The sequence below is a fragment of the Chthoniobacterales bacterium genome, from assembly GCA_035274845.1.
Taxonomy (GTDB): Bacteria; Verrucomicrobiota; Verrucomicrobiia; order Chthoniobacterales; family UBA10450; genus AV80.
On sequence record DATENU010000020.1, the window covers coordinates 118,259 to 134,499 of the forward strand.

15 protein-coding genes are annotated in these 16,241 nt (G+C 58.9%); 8 read left to right on the forward strand and 7 right to left on the reverse strand.

Annotated elements, in window-relative coordinates; translation table 11 throughout:
• Positions 1-6: 6 nt before the first annotated feature.
• The 6 genes from VJU77_14040 (at position 7) to VJU77_14065 (ending at position 4,949) form a co-directional block, all read left to right on the forward strand.
• Positions 7-642: an OmpH family outer membrane protein gene (locus VJU77_14040; protein ID HKP04468.1), complete on the forward strand. Its 636-nt coding sequence runs from the start codon at positions 7-9 to the stop codon at positions 640-642.
• A 45-nt stretch (positions 643-687) separates the two neighbouring features.
• Positions 688-1,134, forward strand: coding sequence for an OsmC family protein (locus tag VJU77_14045; GenBank protein ID HKP04469.1), 447 nt, complete (start codon positions 688-690; stop codon positions 1,132-1,134).
• Positions 1,135-1,236: 102 nt separating this feature from the next.
• Positions 1,237-2,598 carry a glycine--tRNA ligase gene (locus tag VJU77_14050; GenBank protein HKP04470.1) on the forward strand — a complete coding sequence of 454 codons (1,362 nt, stop codon included), beginning with the start codon at positions 1,237-1,239 and terminating at the stop codon, positions 2,596-2,598.
• A 28-nt stretch (positions 2,599-2,626) separates the two neighbouring features.
• The gene (locus VJU77_14055) at positions 2,627-4,207 is read left to right on the forward strand and encodes an FAD-dependent oxidoreductase (protein ID HKP04471.1); all 1,581 of its coding nucleotides are present in this window, start codon (positions 2,627-2,629) and stop codon (positions 4,205-4,207) included.
• Between the two features lie 137 nt (positions 4,208-4,344).
• Complete coding sequence (locus tag VJU77_14060; GenBank protein ID HKP04472.1) at positions 4,345-4,614, forward strand: luciferase family protein; 270 nt, start codon at positions 4,345-4,347, stop codon at positions 4,612-4,614.
• Positions 4,611-4,949, forward strand: coding sequence for an MmcQ/YjbR family DNA-binding protein (locus tag VJU77_14065; GenBank protein HKP04473.1), 339 nt, complete (start codon positions 4,611-4,613; stop codon positions 4,947-4,949). The genes VJU77_14060 and VJU77_14065 overlap by 4 nt, the downstream gene beginning before the upstream one ends.
• A gap of 88 nt (positions 4,950-5,037) precedes the next feature.
• Here VJU77_14065 and murI read toward each other — a convergent pair whose 3' ends face one another.
• The 3 genes from murI to VJU77_14080 all read right to left on the reverse strand — a co-directional run bounded on the left by murI (position 5,038) and on the right by VJU77_14080 (position 8,238).
• A complete protein-coding gene (gene murI, locus VJU77_14070; protein HKP04474.1) occupies positions 5,038-5,868 on the reverse strand; it encodes a glutamate racemase in 831 nt (276 codons plus the stop codon).
• Complete coding sequence (locus tag VJU77_14075) at positions 5,861-6,979, reverse strand: N-acetylmuramoyl-L-alanine amidase (protein HKP04475.1); 1,119 nt, start codon at positions 6,977-6,979, stop codon at positions 5,861-5,863. Before VJU77_14075 ends, murI begins: the two co-directional genes overlap by 8 nt.
• Before the next feature lie 143 nt (positions 6,980-7,122).
• A complete protein-coding gene (locus VJU77_14080; GenBank protein HKP04476.1) occupies positions 7,123-8,238 on the reverse strand; it encodes a beta-propeller fold lactonase family protein in 1,116 nt (371 codons plus the stop codon).
• 182 nt (positions 8,239-8,420) lie between these two features.
• Between VJU77_14080 and VJU77_14085 the strand changes: the two genes are divergently transcribed.
• Positions 8,421-11,777 (forward strand): valine--tRNA ligase, encoded by a 3,357-nt coding sequence (locus tag VJU77_14085; GenBank protein ID HKP04477.1) that lies wholly within the window; start codon positions 8,421-8,423, stop codon positions 11,775-11,777.
• Here the strand turns inward: VJU77_14085 and VJU77_14090 are convergent.
• Positions 11,728-12,474, reverse strand: a complete 747-nt coding sequence (locus VJU77_14090) for a class I SAM-dependent methyltransferase (GenBank protein HKP04478.1) — start codon at positions 12,472-12,474, stop codon at positions 11,728-11,730. The genes VJU77_14085 and VJU77_14090 overlap by 50 nt on opposite strands.
• 72 nt (positions 12,475-12,546) lie before the next feature.
• On the opposite strand from VJU77_14090, the gene VJU77_14095 reads away from it, so the two are divergent.
• Positions 12,547-14,592, forward strand: a complete 2,046-nt coding sequence (locus VJU77_14095; GenBank protein ID HKP04479.1) for a carbon starvation CstA family protein — start codon at positions 12,547-12,549, stop codon at positions 14,590-14,592.
• A gap of 24 nt (positions 14,593-14,616) precedes the next feature.
• Here the strand turns inward: VJU77_14095 and VJU77_14100 are convergent, their stop codons facing one another.
• Genes VJU77_14100 through VJU77_14110 form a run of 3 tightly spaced genes read right to left on the reverse strand, consistent with a single transcriptional unit; the run spans position 14,617 to position 16,234 of the window.
• Positions 14,617-15,027, reverse strand: a complete 411-nt coding sequence (locus VJU77_14100; GenBank protein HKP04480.1) for a hypothetical protein — start codon at positions 15,025-15,027, stop codon at positions 14,617-14,619.
• The gene (locus VJU77_14105) at positions 15,024-15,593 is read right to left on the reverse strand and encodes a hypothetical protein (GenBank protein ID HKP04481.1); all 570 of its coding nucleotides are present in this window, start codon (positions 15,591-15,593) and stop codon (positions 15,024-15,026) included. The genes VJU77_14100 and VJU77_14105 overlap by 4 nt, the downstream gene beginning before the upstream one ends.
• Positions 15,590-16,234: a hypothetical protein gene (locus VJU77_14110; GenBank protein HKP04482.1), complete on the reverse strand. Its 645-nt coding sequence runs from the start codon at positions 16,232-16,234 to the stop codon at positions 15,590-15,592. The genes VJU77_14105 and VJU77_14110 overlap by 4 nt, the downstream gene beginning before the upstream one ends.
• Positions 16,235-16,241 lie beyond the last annotated feature (7 nt).

Sequence of the window (16,241 nt, forward strand, 5' to 3'; positions counted from 1 at the left end):
CACCTTATGATCAATGATTATTCTCCTGTCAGGCGTTTGATGCTCTCCGTCACCTTGTTGTCTTCCGTCGCGCTGGCCCACGTTGCGCGAGCGGAACTGAGCGTCGGCACGGTCGACGTAAACCGAGTCTTCAAGGAGTATCGCAATACCAGGGAGTCTGAAAAAAAGGTCAATGCCGCCAAGGACGCCGCCACGAAGGAGTTAGACGAGCGCGCGGATGCTTATAAGAAGGAACTGGAAGCGATCAACAAGCTGAACGCCCAACTTGATACGCCGATTCTGGCGGCGGCGGCAAAAGCGCAAAAAGTAAAAGAGCGCGACGAAAAGATTGAGACGATCAAAAGCATGGAACGGGAGATGACCGACTTTCGCCAAACGCGCGAGCGGCAGCTCCAGCAATTGGTGCGGAATCTCCAGGAAAATCTCATCAAGGAAATCACAGCGGTCGTGCTCGAGCAGGCGAAGAGGAAGAACTTCGACCTGGTGTTCGACACCTCGGGCGCCAGCCTCAACCAGTTCCCTCCCGTTCTGTTTTCGAGGGAGCGTGCTGACTTCACCGCGGATGTTGTGGCCGCGTTAAACAAACCGCCTGCTCCAACGGCCACGCCGACACCCACGCCTTCGTCCTCGTCGAAGCCCTGACCATCTCCGCCTTGTCAGGCAGAGGCGGGCATGTATTTAGAAGGCATGTCCGAACACAAAGTTACGCTCAACTGGCAACGCGGCGATAAGCCGTTCGAGTATCAGAAGTATTCGCGCGATCACACCTGGAAATTCGACGGCGGGCACGAGATGATGGCCTCGGCGGCGCCGGCTTATCTTGGGAATCCGGCGAACACCGATCCGGAAGAAGCGTTCGTGGCGTCGCTCTCCAGTTGCCACATGCTCACGTTTCTCGCCGTGGCCTGCAAAAAGAAGTTCGTCCTCGACGAATACACGGACGCTGCCGTTGGCCACATGGAAAAGAATGAGAACGGCAAGATGGCGATTACGCGGGTGGAGCTGCATCCGAAGATCAAGTTTTCCGGCGAGAAACAGCCGACCGAGCAGGAGCTCGATGAGATGCATCACTTCGCGCACACCGAGTGTTTCATCGCGAACTCGGTGAAGACCAAAGTGACGGTCGAGAAATAATTAACCGCGGATGACGCGGATTACTCGGATGTTTTTGAACTGGAGATTTGCCCTCTTTTCATCCGTGGCATCCGCGTAATCCGCGGTAGCCATTTTTTCATCATGAGCGACAAGCCAGACGCCCAGCGCATGGAGAAGATCGTCAGCCTATGCAAGCGGCGGGGATTCATTTTCCAATCGAGCGAAGTCTACGGCGGATTGAACGGCTGCTGGGATTACGGCCCGCTCGGCGTCGAACTGAAGCGGAACGTGAAAGATTACTGGTGGCGCGTCATGGTGCGCGGGCGGGACGATGTCGTGGGGATGGACGGCGCGATCCTGATGAGCCGCGCGGTCTGGAAAGCCAGCGGCCACGAGGCCACATTCACCGACCCGATGGTGGATTGCCGGACCTGCAAAGCTCGGCTGCGGGCGGACCAGCTCCCCGAGAAAAACGGGGTCAAACAATGCCCGAACTGCGGTGGAAAGGACCTCACCGAGCCGCGCGCGTTCAACCTGATGTTCAAAACCTTCGTCGGCGCGACGGAAGACGAAGACGCCGTGACCTATCTTCGACCCGAAACGGCGCAGTCGATTTTTGTTCAATTCAAGAACGTGCTCGATACGGCGAGGAAGAAACTGCCGTTCGGGATCGCGCAGATCGGGAAAGCGTTCCGGAACGAGATCAATCCGCGCAATTACATCTTTCGTTCCCGTGAGTTCGAGCAGATGGAGTTGGAGTATTTCTGCCGGCCGGAGCAGGGGATGGAACTGCTCGAATACTGGAAGGAAGAGCGCCTGAAGTTCTACGAGAACATTGGGTTGGCGCGCGAAAAACTCCACGTACTCACGGTTCCTGATGCCGACCGCGCCTTTTATTCGAAGGGCACCTACGACATCGAATACGATTTCCCCTTCGGCCGCCAGGAGTTGGAAGGTGTCGCCTATCGCACGGATTACGATTTGAAGCAGCACCAGGAAGCGAGCGGAAAACCGCTCGACTATTTCGATGAGGAAACGAAACAGCGTTTCATTCCGCACGTTGTCGAGCCGAGCGCCGGGGTGGACCGGACCGTTCTCGCGCTTCTCTGCAATGCCTATGACGAGGAGACCGTGACGGACGAGAAAGGGAAGAGCGAGACGCGAATCGTGATGCGTTTTCATCCGCGGATCGCGCCAGTGAAAGTGGGGGTGTTTCCGCTCTTGAAGAATAACGAGCAACTCGTGAGTAAGGCACGAGAGATCGTGGCGTTGCTTCGTGCCCACATGAACGTCTTTTACGACGAAACGGGCGCGATCGGCCGGCGGTACCGGCGCCAGGATGAAGCCGGAACGCCGTTTGGCGTCACGGTCGATTTCGAAACCCTGGAGGAAAAAGATCCGGCTTTGCGCGACACCGTTACCTTGCGTGAACGCGACTCGATGAAGCAGGAGCGCGTGAAAATCGGCGATTTGTTACAACTTCTGACCGCCCGAGTTACGTAATTACCTTTGGGATTTCCCGGAGGTAATTATGGCTATAGATCAAGAGGAACGGGCGGGGGCAAATTTGTCATTTTGGGAGGCGACGGATGCCGAGCCGGCGCTGCACCCGCTTCGCGAAAACAGTTCGGCGGACGTTTGCATCGTCGGCGCGGGGATCGCGGGGCTCTCGATTGCGTATGAGCTCAGTCACGCCGGCAAGAAAGTGATCGTCCTGGATGACGGCTCCATCGGCCGTGGGATGACGGCGCGAACGACGGCGCACCTGGTGAACGCGCTGGACGATCGCTATTACGACCTCGAGAAATATCATGGCGAAGATGGCGCGCGGATGGCGGCGCAAAGCCATAGCGCGGCGATCGATCGGGTGGAGAGAATTGTCGAGACGGAGAACATCGACTGCGATTTTGAGCGGCTGGATGGCTATCTCTTCGAGCCGCCGAACGAGTCGCTGAAGAATTTGGAAAAAGAGTTCGAGGCGTGTCAGCGGGCTGGGATCGCGGTGACATGGGTCAAGAACGCGCCGATCGAAGGATTCGAAACCCATCGAGCGATTCGTTTTCCGAACCAGGCCCAAATCCATCCTTTGAAATATCTGCAAGGGCTGGCGGCGGCGGTCACCCGGCGCGGCGGGCAGATCTTTACCGGGACGAAGGTCGAGGAAGCCGTCGGCGGAGAGAATGCGCGGGTGACGACGACCAACAAATTGAATGTGACGGCCAAGGCGGTGGTGGTCGCAACCAATTCACCGATCAACGACCGCTACGTCATTCACACCAAGCAGGCGCCATACACGACCTATGTCATCGGGTTGCAGGTGCGTTCGGGAGATGTCACGCGAGCTCTCTTTTGGGACACGGCCGAACGCGCCGGAATGGAGACCGGTCTCGGGGCGGTGCCGTACCATTACGTCCGGACCGCAAGAGGCGATGACGCGGATAACGAGGTCTTGATTGTGGGCGGAGAAGATCACAAGACCGGCCAGGCCGATGATTTCGAGCAGCGGTTTCAGCGTCTGGAGGATTGGGCGCGCGCCCGCTGGCCGAAAGCCGGCGACATTCTTTTCCAGTGGTCGGGCCAGGTCATGGAGCCGGTGGACGGCCTTGGTTACATCGGGCGCAACCCTGCAGACGAAGCGAATGTTTACATTGCCACCGGCGATTCCGGGAACGGGATGACGCACGGGGTGATCGCGGGAATGCTCATTTCTGAGCTGATCCGGCGGGGCGATCACGCCTGGGCGAAGCTCTACGAGCCGTCGCGCGTTACCCTGAGGGCGAGCGCGGATTTCGCGAAGGAGAACATCAACGTGGCCGCGCAATTCGCCGATTATTTCACTGGCGGCGATGCTGGTTCCCCGGAGGATTTGAAACCGGGCGAAGGCGCCGTGATTCGGAGAGGCGTGAAGAAAATCGCAGTGTATCGTGACGAGGCGGGCGCGCTGCACGAGATGACGGCGGTCTGCCCCCACTTGAAATGCATCGTGCACTGGAACCGGACGGAAACGACCTGGGATTGTCCCTGCCACGGCTCCCGCTTCGACGCGCTCGGGAAAGTCCTGAATGGTCCGTCGGTCGCCGACCTGGCGCCAGTCGAGGGGAACGGCACGTAATTTTTTCGTTCACTGTCCGGCGATTGAAATGGCTCGCGCGAATTCCGGGAGCGCCGCATTTCTTCGACACAATGCTGCTAGGGGCGACGGGAGTGTTTCACCCCAGACGGCTCCGCGCGATAAGCACTATTGAAGCGATGGTGCGCAGCTGGCCCGGCATGGGGGTCGGCGTCCATCGCCTGGGAGGCATCGGCTTCTTCTTTCGCGGCAGGGAGTGCAGCCACATCCACGGGAATGGACTGCTGGATTGCTTTGTTGGCCGGGAGAAGCGCGATCAACTGGTGGCCAACGGGCAGGCCTTGCCGCATCATGTTTTTCCCAATTCCGGCTGGATTAGTTTCTGGGTTGAAAACGAAACCGATATTGAGGCAGCGCTCGGGTTGATCCGGATTGCCGCGGCCGAATGAACGCCGAGAGCTTCCGCGCTTATTGTCTGGCCAAGCAGGCGGCGACGGAAGGGATGCCGTTCGGTCCCGATAACATCGTCTTCAAGGTGAAGGGCAAAATGTTTGCCCTTCTCGCGCTCGACGAAATTCCGCCGCAGGTGAATCTAAAGTGCGATCCGGACCTTGCGTTGGAATTGCGAGACCGCTACGAGCAGGTCGAGCCGGGTTACCACATGAACAAGAAACATTGGAACACGGTGGTGCTCGATGGGGTGATTCCGGACGGCGAAGTGCGAGGAATGATCGACCATTCCTACGAACTGGTCGCGCAGAGCCTGCCGAAGAAAAAGCGTTAGGTGGAACGGGCGCTACGCGCGCGATATCGACGAGTTGAACTTGAACAGACGTATCGCGCGACGGAGCGCGCGATCCACCCGCATCTCATCACAACGTGCGCAGTTCCACTTCCCCCACGTCCAGCTGCAATGCTTCGCGGGCGACCCGGAGGAACGCGTCTGGCGGATCGGTTAGCGCGACTCGAAGCACACCGCAATCGCTCTCCGGGCCGCCGAGATTCTCGCGTTCCAGAAGATCGCGGACAGCGAGGGCACAGTTCTGCGCGGAATCGACCAGAGCGACTTTGTCCCCCACCAGGCGCGCGATGGCGTTTCGCAAAAGCGGATAATGGGTGCAACCGAGCACCAGCGTATCAACGCCATCATTCATCAGGGGCGCGAGATATTGCAGAATGATCTCGTCGGTGATGGGACTCTCCAGCCAACCTTCCTCAATGAGCGGCACCAGCAGCGGACAAGCCCGGGCGGTCACTTGGATTTCCTCATTGAGCGATCGCAGCGCTCGTTCGTAGGCGCCGCTCGCGATCGTCGCCCTCGTGCCAATCACGCCAATATGCCCGCTGCGAGTTTGCGCAATGGCCGCGCGCGCCCCAGGAAGAATGACGCCGGTCACGGCGACCGGCAGCGTTTCCTCCAAACGTGGCAGGGCCAGAGCGGAAGCGGTATTGCAGGCGACTACGACGGTCTTTGCTCTTTCCTGGAGCAACATCTCCGCGATTTCGAGACTGTAGCGTTGAACGGTTGCGGCACTTTTCCCGCCGTAGGGAACGCGAGCGGTGTCGCCGAGATAAAAGATCGATTCGTTAGGCAAGAGCGCCCGTAATGCGCTCACTACCGTCAATCCGCCGATCCCGGAGTCGAAGACGCCAATCGGCTGGGCGGCCCTGTCCGATCCCGGGTTTGCTCTGTCGCTATTCACCGGCGCTAATCGAAATGGACGGCGGGTGATGTTGCTGTTCGGGGGGCATGTCCGCGCCGAGGGGTTCGCTGATCGGCCGGCCATGAGGCGGCAGCGTCACTTTCGCCACCGCGAAGTTCGCGCCCTGCGTCCGATAATTTACCGCCGCGTTGTAATTCTGAATGCCCTGCGCAATCGCCACGGCAAGCTGTTGCCGGTAATAACTCGTCGCAATGCGTTCCCCCTCGGCGACGCTGCTGATGAAACCGCCTTCCACCAGCACGGCCGGAATCTTCACATCGCGCAGGACATGAAACCGGGCATGCCGCACGCCGCGGTCGAACGCCGCGAGCTTCGACAAGACGTTTGCGTGGATAGACGCGGTCAACGCGATATTTCGTTCGTCCTGAACATTTCCGGCATGCCGGGCCACATCGGCCGCCGAGACATGGTGCTCGCTGGACATATTAGAGGTCACTCCTTCTGGGGCCAGCGCGTAAGTTTCCACGCCGGTGGCGTCCCCGGCCGACGAGTTGAAATGAATGCTGACGAAAACCGCGCGCGGAAACCGATTCGCGAAATTTACTCGATCCTCCAGGGAGACAGCGGTATCGGTCGCACGCGTCATTTCAACGCGGTAGCCGGCCCGGATCAATTCCCGGCGAGCGGCCAGGGCGACGTCGAGGGTAAAGAATTTTTCGCTGCCCCAACTGCTCGAGGCCCCGTTGTCGCTGCCGCCGTGTCCGGGATCGAGCACGACGGTGTCCACCTTCTCCGATCTCGCAATCCGGCTCGGCCTTAGGACCGGCTCAATGATCTTGCTCACATCCATGACTGAGATCAGATCTTCCCCGTTGTTGTTGAGGAGCGGAAAATGGGTGAAGAACCGGACGCCGTTGATGGAAAGTTCGCTCGTTCCGGCCTGGGCGCGGATCGTGCGCCGCTCGCTGCGAAGCGAGACGGTGCGGCTAACCCGGGTGTATTCGGGGAATTGATAGAATTGCGCGACGTTCCCGAAGGTCACGTAAGGCCGGTTGTTCGGCCGCAGGACCGTCCAATCGTCGGCGAATATGGTGCAGACAAAAAGGCCTACGGTTACGAGCGGCCAAAGGAATTTTTTTGCGGACGACACAGTCAGGAAGCGGTTTAACGCGCGAACGGAAGAGAATGGCGCGAAAGACGAGGTTGGTCGAATTGGAAGATCGTCCGATCCAGAAAAAGCATTCCCCTGCGTTTACGGACCGGCCGCCGCGAAATTGGAGCAACCTTCGCGGTTCAGTCAGTAGTCAGTCCGAGGATTTGCTGGCCACTCTTAATTTTCGCTGGGGATTTTCCGGCCGGCAATTCGGTCAGCCCGCGCTGGGCGTCGATCTTAAAAATTGCAATCTGGCGTGCCAGCGAGGCAACTGCGTACAAAAACCGGCCGTCCTTCGAGAGCACCATATCTTTTGTATCGGGATCTCCCGCTCCCCGCCGATCGACCGAACCCAAAAGAACGAGCTTGCCGTCGTCCCGCACGTTGAACCCGCTGATCGTATTGCTGGCGAAATTGGCGGTGTAAAGGGTCTTGCCGTCAGCGGAAAGAGCGGTCCAGCAAGCAGCCGATCCGTCGGTCGGGTGGGCGGCCCCGTTTTGCGTCAAGCTGCCAGTCTTCGGGTCCACGTCGAAAACGATGATCGAGCTCCGGCGAAAGTTAGAAACGTAAACGCGGTTCCCCGCTGCATTCCAGGAGAAGCCGACCGGGCCGGACGCACCTGCGGGACGGACGGGAGAGCCAGGGGATTTCTTCAGCGTCGAGTCCGGTTGAACTTTGAAGCTGTGCACCCGGCTCGTTTCTGCGTCCTGGAAGCCGGAGGTCACTACCACAATTTTTCCGCTGGGATTGAACGCAATCTGAGCCGGGCCATGATCCTTTGGGAAGGCGATCTTCGACTTGGCGATCGGTTGCAGTTTTCCGTTCCGGTCGATGCGAAAGCCAGTGACATTTGGGGCGGTCTTGGGGTTGGCAAACGGAGGCGCCTGATTGGCGACGTAGACCAGACCCTTATGCGCGGCGATACTTAGCGGCGCAGGGCCCCCGGAGGCAAAGGGGGAGCCGGCCACTGGCGTCAGCTTGCCGCCGTCGCCCTTTCGCAGGACTGCAACGCTATCGCTTCCCGGGTTAACGGCGATCACGAAATTACCATGGACGCAAATTGCGCCTTGTTGATCGATGTCTCCACCACTCAAACCCTTGCCACCGGTGCGGAAGGGCGAGCCGGGGACCTCCGTCAGGGTTCCGTCGGCTTTGCGCTTCAGAACCACGACGGCGTTCTCGTTCGTGTCGTTGTTGATGGTGTAGAGAAAGCCAGCTGCTTTTCGTTGGGTTGGGAGAGGGGGCGTCGTTGGCATAATATCCTTCTTTCTTGGCGGGATCTTCCGTCGAGGGGTAGCCACCCCGCGAGGAGCACGCAAATCGATTTTTAGGGCAATGCTGCAAATCAGTCAACGCTATACCACAACTAGGCGGCCCCGGTGGGGCGTCCGCTTGGTTTTCGTTGCATTCGCCTATCGTGCCCGCATCATTCCTCCCGATGCCTGAGCTGCCGAAAACCTACGATCCCAACGCCGTCGAACCGAAATGGTACGCGCGCTGGGAGGAAGCCGGATACTTCCGGGCCGACGTGCATTCAGCGAAGCCGCCGTACTCCATCGTCATTCCGCCGCCAAACGTCACGGGCATCCTGACGCTGGGCCACGTTCTTAACAACACGATCCAGGACATTCTCGCGCGCCGCGCCCGCATGCAGGGTTTCGAAGTTCTCTGGCTGCCCGGGACCGATCACGCGGGCGTTGGGACGCAAACGGCGGTCGAGAAATATTTGCGGCAGACGGAAAAGAAGACGCGGCACGACCTGGGCCGGGAGGAATTTCTGCGGCGCGTGGTAGACTGGACCGAAAAACACGGTGGGATAATTATCACACAACTGAAGCGGCTGGGCGCCTCGTGCGATTGGTCGCGCCAGCGTTACACGTTTGACGACGGTTACGTTCGCGCGGTCGAGAACGTTTTCATCGATCTTTATCGCAAGGGCTACGTCTACCGCGGCCGGCGAATGATCAATTGGGATCCGGCGGCCCAGACCGCGCTTTCCGACGAGGAAGTGATCGCAAGGCCGCAGAAAGGAAAGCTCTATTACGTCCGCTACGAGATGGTGGACGAGCCGGGTCGCTATCTCGAAGTCGCGACGACGCGTCCGGAAACGATCATGGCCGATACGGGCGTCGCCGTTCATCCCGACGATCCGCGTTACCGCGAGTTGATTGGCAAACAAGTCTGGCGTCCGCTCGCCCGCGAGAAATTGCCGATCGTGGGCGACGCCGAGATCGACCCGAAATTCGGGACGGGCGTCCTAAAGGTTACGCCGGCCCACGACACGCTCGATTTCGAGATCGGCGTCCGGCACTCGCTGCCGGTCGTCGATGTTCTGCATCCGGATGGCCGTATTAATTGCCCCGCGGTCCCGGAGCTGGACGGCTTGGATCGATTTAAGGCGCGGACCAAGGCTGCTGAAATGCTGGCCGAGGCGAACCTCCTCGGGAAAGAAGAACCACACGAGAACAATGTCGGGTTCAGTCAGCGGAGTGAAGTGCCGATTGAGCCGCGGTTGAGCGAGCAATGGTTTCTGCGCTATCCGAAAACGAAGGAAGCGCTCGAGGTGGTGCGCGATCATCTCATCCGGTTCTTCCCGAGGCATTGGGAGAAAGTTTACGCGCAATGGCTGGAGAACATTCGGGACTGGTGCATCAGCCGCCAGATTTGGTGGGGGCACCGGATTCCGGCCTGGTACAAGGTGGGGCGAGTTTCCAACTTGCCTTCTCGAGACACCCCGCAAATTGCAGACTTTCGCGGGTTCGATGAGTTCGCGGAAGTCGAAGTCACACGCCGCCGCCTGCCCCATTGGAAACAGGAGGGTGTTACGTACTTCGTTACATTTCGCCTGGCCGACTCAATTCCGGCGGACAAGCTCGCGTATCTTGAGGAGGAACGCGACCGATGGCTCGCGTCGCACCCCGAACCTTGGACGGAAAATCAAAAGCGCGATTACTATACTCTCTTCTGTGTTCCGATTGAACGATGGCTTGATGCGGGCTACGGGTCGTGCGTTTTGGCGCGACCGGAGGCCGGCCAGATCGTCGCAAACGCGTTGAAATACTTTGATGGCGACCGCTACGAGCTCGGTGAATGGGTGGTGATGCCAAACCACGTCCACGCGATTGTCCGGCCAAAGGCGGAACATTCATTGGGCGATATTCTGCACTCTTGGAAGCGTTTTACCGCGAAGGAGATTAATCAGTTACTTGGTCGAGAAGGACAATTGTGGCAGCACGAATCCTACGATCACATCGTTCGCGACCAAGCCGCGCTGGCACGGATCAAGGCGTACATCGCGCGCAATCCCGAGGGGATCAATGTGGCGCAAGTTTCCAACTTGCGCGGGCAAGCTGGAGAAGTTGAAAACTTGCGGGGGCAAGCCGGCGGGCAAGTTGAAAACTTGCCCCACACTGAGATTCGGGTTCAACTCGAATCGCCGGGGCCTGATTGGCAGCAGGATCCAGATACGCTCGATACCTGGTTTTCGTCCTGGCTCTGGGCCTACGAGACGATGGACGAAGAGACCCGGCGAAAATTTTATCCGACGTCCGCGCTGGTGACGGGACCCGACATAATCTTTTTCTGGGTCGCGCGCATGATCATCGCGGGTTTGGAATTCAAACCTGGCAAATCGGAGCGGGTCGAGGACAACATTCCGTTCCGGGATGTTTTCCTCACCGGGCTGATTCGGGACAAGCAGGGGAGGAAGATGTCGAAATCGTTGGGAAACTCGCCCGACCCGCTCGATTTGATCGCGAAATACGGTGCCGATGGATTGCGCTTCGGCCTGATGCGGATCGCGCCGAGCGGCCAGGACATCGCCTTCGACGAAAAACAGATCGAGGAAGGACGGAACTTCGCCACGAAACTCTGGAACGCCGCGCGGTTCCGCCAGATGCAAAATGTGGCGCAAGTTTTCAACTTGCGATCCGAGTCGGACGGCAAGTTGGAAACTTGCCCCACAGATTTGTCGATCTACTCGATCGAACTCCTGGCGCGATTCAACGAGTTGCTGGTCGCGGTCGAGGACGCGTATCGCGAATACAAGTTCAACGAAGTAGCACAGCGCCTCTACGATTTCTTCTGGGGCGATTACTGCGATTGGTTCGTCGAAGCGGCCAAGACCGACATTTTCGCGGAGGACGAAGGGCGAAAGAAATCGGTGCTCGCGGTCATGGATTTTGTGCTCTCCGGGTTTCTCCGGCTCCTGCACCCATTCATGCCGCATATCACGGAGGAGCTTTGGTCGCTGCTCGGGTTCGGTAAGGACACAATCCAGTTCGCGCCATTGCCGGGGCCGGCGTTGGAGGGAGTACCGGATCAGACCGTTTCGCAATCGAGGCAAACGGTCGCCGGGATTTACGAGACAATCCAAACGGGCCGGAACCTGCGCGCCGTCTCGCGCGTTCCTTCGAACAAGAAAGCGAATTTCGTTCTTCGGCTGGCGGCTGCGATCGACGACCAGGTTGTCCCCACCATCTCGCGCCTTCTTAACGCGGATGAACTGAAGCTCGACTCGAATTTTCAGGCCGAAGCCGGCGTTCCGATGGCAGCCACACCACTGGGCGAATTGTTCCTGATTATTGCGACCGCCGACAAGGGCGCGGAACGCGATCGCCTCGACAAGGAGATAGCGCGACTCGAAGGAGAGCTGCGGACTGTGGAGGCGAAGCTTTCAAACAGCTCGTTCGTCGACCGCGCTCCGGCAGCCGTCGTGGAGGAACACCGGAAGCGGAAGACGGATTTTACCGAACAGTTGTCGCAGTTGCAGCAGGCGCGGGCAGCAATGGATTGAAGTGGATCCGCTGAGTATGGATTTCCGCTCCTCGGGCTTCGAAATATTCCTTTAATTCCGGCGTGTAAAGCGAGTCGTCGTACTCGCGGTTGAGCTCGAGACAGATTTGCCCCCCGGGCTCCAGTTGGTGCTCTGCCAGGTCGTTGAGGAAAAATTCCCACTCTGCGCTGGTCCAAAGCTTGTCGCTCTTGTGGCCGTTGAAGCAAATCATATGCGCCGTGATGACATCGAATTTGCGGCCGAGGTCAGGCAGCGGTTCGAACGCTTCGATCCGGTAGATCACCCGTTTTACGCCCAGCAGTTCCACCATTTCGGTGAAACCGGGTTCCACATCCAGATCCATCCCCAGAACGTCGTGCCCGAGGTATTGGCAGATGTAGAGAAAATATCCGGTGCCGCAGCCGATATCGAGGACGCGCTTACGACCTCCGAGATCGAGACCGAGATCGCGGACGCGTTTCAGGTTGATTTCCATCCAGGTTTGCAGGTCCAGATATTTCGGCCAGTGATCGCCCGGGTCTTCCACGCCATAGCGCTCACAAATCGCGCGAAACTTCTCGGGATCGACGGTCTTGGTAATCTTGGCCGCGTCAAAACGGAGCGGCGCTCGGCCGAGCACCCATTGCTTCACGTGCCGGCGCGCGCTCGTCACCGCGTCCCCAGTGAGGACTTTTCGAAGTTTGTAGGATAACTGCATGCTTACCTGTTCCTGTTGTCAGCGAGCCATGGTTTCGCCTAAAATCTCATCAGCGCGCATGGGATTCAATCGATGAATATCTGGAAAAAGCTGCTCTGGATTGCGGTCAGCGCCCTGGGTTTGGTGGCTCTGGTCGTGCTCGCACTCTCGAGGGGCGAACAAATCAGCGCTCTCTGGATCGTGACCGCCGGGCTTTGCACCTTCGCGGTCAGCTATCGTTTCTACAGCAAGTGGCTGGCGGCGAAGGTATTGGTCTTGAACAATGAACGCGCCACCCCGGCGATTGCAAACGAAGACGGCAAAGATTTCGTTCCGACGAACCGCTGGATGGTTTTCGGTCATCATTTCGCGGCCATCGCCGGGCCGGGACCGCTGGTCGGGCCGGTGCTGGCCGCGCAGTTCGGCTTTTTGCCGGGAACTCTTTGGATCCTGATAGGGGCGACTTTGGGTGGCGCTGTTCACGACATGATCGTGCTGTTCAGCTCCGTCCGCCGGCGCGGCAAAACGCTCGGACAAATGGTGAAAGAGGAGATCGGCCGCGGAGTGGGGGCCCTGGCTCTCGTCAGTGTGCTCCTCATCATGATCATGATCATGGCGGTCCTCGCGCTCGTCGTGGTCCAGGCGCTGGCGAAAAGCCCCTGGGGCGTTTTCACCATGGCGACGACAATTCCGGTCGCGATCATCATGGGCCTCGGTTTGAGAGTGGGAAAAATCAGCGTGGGCTGGGTCACCGCTTTCGGGATCGCCGGCCTCGCCTTCGCGGTTTGGGGCGGACAATTCCTCTCGAGTTATCCCTCAATCGAAAGCTGGTTCCGCCATGATGAAAAATGGCTCGCCTGGGCGGTGATGATTTATGGCCTGGCCGCCTCGATTCTGCCCGTCTGGCTGTTGCTCACGCCGCGTGATTACCTCAGCACATTCCTGAAGCTCGGGACGGTCGCGGCCCTGGCGGTAGCGGTGGTCCTTTTGCGGCCCATGCTTCTGATGCCCTCGATCACCAAGTTCATCGATGGCAGCGGGCCGATCTTTGCCGGGCCGGTTTTCCCCTTTGTCTGCATCACGATCGCCTGTGGGGCGGTTTCAGGATTTCATTCGCTGATCGCCTCGGGAACGACCTCGAAAATGGTCGCGCGCGAGTCCCGCATTCGTGACATCGGCTACGGCGCGATGGTTACGGAAATGATGGTCGCGCTCATGGCGATGATCGCAGCCTGCGTCCTTCAGCCCGGCGAATATTTTGCCATCAACACCAAGGGAGCGCCGGCTGAAGTGGTCGCAAAGATCAGCACGGCTGGCTTCCCTGTCACGGAACCGGCGATGCAGAAGCTCGCGACTGATTTGGGAGAGACGACGATGTTCGGCCGGGCTGGGGGGGCGCCAACGTTTGCGGTCGGGATGGCCCACATGTTCTCACGGGTCTCATCGAACCCGACGGCGCTGGCTCTCTGGTATCACTTCGCGATCATGTTCGAAGCGCTTTTCATTTTGACCACGCTCGACGCCGGGACACGGGTCGGACGATTCTTGCTCCAGGATTTCCTGGGAAATTTGTGGAAGCCGCTGGGCAATACCGGTTCCCTCGCGGCCAATCTTTTCTCGAGCGTTCTGCTGGTCGGCGCCTGGGGATGGTTCCTGTATCAAGGCGTGATTGATCCGCTTGGCGGAATTAACAGTCTCTGGCCACTCTTCGGCATTGCGAACCAGCTGCTCTCGATTATCGCCCTCTGTCTCGGCACCACCATCCTGATCAAAATGGGAAAGGTGAGATACGTTTTTGTCACGCTGATTCCTCTTTGTTTCATGTGCGCGGTGACCTTTAGCGCGGCCTACCTGAAGATTTTTTCCGCCGACCCCCGGCTGGGATTCCTGAGCGGCGCCGAGTCATTGACTCGAACCGCGAGCACGATCACCGACGCGGCGAAGGCCGCCGAGTTGACCCGGCAGGCCGCGATCTGGCGGTTCGACGCGCTGGTCGCGTTCGGTTTTGTGACCCTGGTCATCCTGATTGCCGCTGGGAGTGCGTGGGAATGGTGGAAACTTCTCCGCGGCTCAAAACGAATCGTTTTGCAGGAGAGCGAGTTTGTGCCGCTCTCGCGGGTTGAATCACCGGGCGTTTGATCCCGGGCAGGGCGTGGTCCCCCCTTACTTGCGCCGGAGCGGGACTATGATTTCCTGGTCGCGCCGCGCCAGGATTACCCGGCCGTCTTCGATGGCTTTGACCGTGAGCTGGTAAGTCTGGTTGCCCAGCTGTAGGCCAAACTGCTGCCCTTCCTGCATCACTTTTCCGTTGATGATGGCGTAGCGCGCGCCCTGATCCAGCGTGATGGAGCTGACCAGGAAGGCTGACGGAGAAATATCCGGGCCGGTGTGTTCGCTGGTCTGGGCCCGGGCCACCGGTTTCCAGCCAATCGGCCAAAAGGGATTCCGGCCGCTTGCATCCATCGTAAAGGAAGACTTGTTTTTCAATTCAATGACGGGGGCGTTTTCTTCCGCGCTGGCGGCCCGAACCAGGGCAAGCGAGGCCAGGATCAGGATCGTGGAGGTGAGTTTCATCGTTTCAAAAGCGCTGTGCTCACGTTGAGGTTCACCTGCTGGAACTGCGGATCTTCCGGAGTCGCGCGAATGGTGATGCGCATCACGGAGAGAAGCGGCTCACCGTTTTCCAGGGCCGCGACGGCCTTGCCCAGCGTTGAGAAATCAGTTTGAGGCAAGTCGATGGCCCAGTTGTAACGCATCCAGCCGGAGAGATCGGCCTCCTTGTAGGCAACGCTGTTCTCGAGGCGGGCAGTGGCCTTGTCGATCTCCTGGTTTGCGAAGAATGCTTTCATCCGCGGCGGAAACCAGGCGATGGGAGCGCCTTCCGGGCTCAGGGCTTTCAGTGCGGCAAAGCGAGTCGTGGCGTTGGTCGCCTGCCTTTCAAGATTGGTCGTCTTGGCCATTTCGTTCTTGGAGTTGGCGATCTTGTTCTGAACATCATCAATCGTCGCAAGCATCGTATCGCGGCTGGTGTTCAGGGGCCCGAGGAAGAAACTGAAATAAACATAGAGGAGCACGAAAAAGCCGATCGTGCTGAGCGCCAGTTTCTGGATCTGGTCCTTGGTAAGTTTTACCTTTTTCATGGCCTTGGTGCGCGGGCTCGCGGGGGTGGCGCCGGCTTGGTCGTGCCGGTGGTGAAAGTTACGCTCAACCCGAAATGGGCCATGCCCAGATTAGACCCTCCGATGTTCACAATGGTGTCGAGGTCCTCCAGCGTTTTGAATTCCACTTTCGTCTCGTTGTAGCCCTGGCCGAGCTGTTCCAGGAGGAGCTGGCGAAGTTCTTCCGCGGCCGCCCGCGGTTCCCGTCCGGCGGCGAGTCCTTCAATGGTAACGCTGACCTTGTTGTCTTCGAGAACAGTGCCGTCGATGTTTGTTAATTGGGCGTTGAGCGCGACGCAGCGCGAAAGTTTTTCCAGGAACGGACCCCAGTAAAAGCGGCCGTCGATAATTCCATCGAGCACCTTGGTCGTGCTGATGATGCTGTTCAATTCCGCCGAACGTTTCTGGGCGGCGGTGACTTTAGGCTCCACTTTGGCCCAATCGCGCTGGGCTTGCCCGAGCCGGTTTCGGATTTCCAGCGTCTTGTAGGCGTTCCACATGTAATACACGAGCATGAGCGCGCCGAGGGCTCCGAGCACCATCATCCCGATCTTGAGCGGGTCGCGCTGGCGCTGCCGTTGTTCGAGGATTTCCTCGTGGAGGAGGTTGAGGTGAAGTGCCATGCGCGCG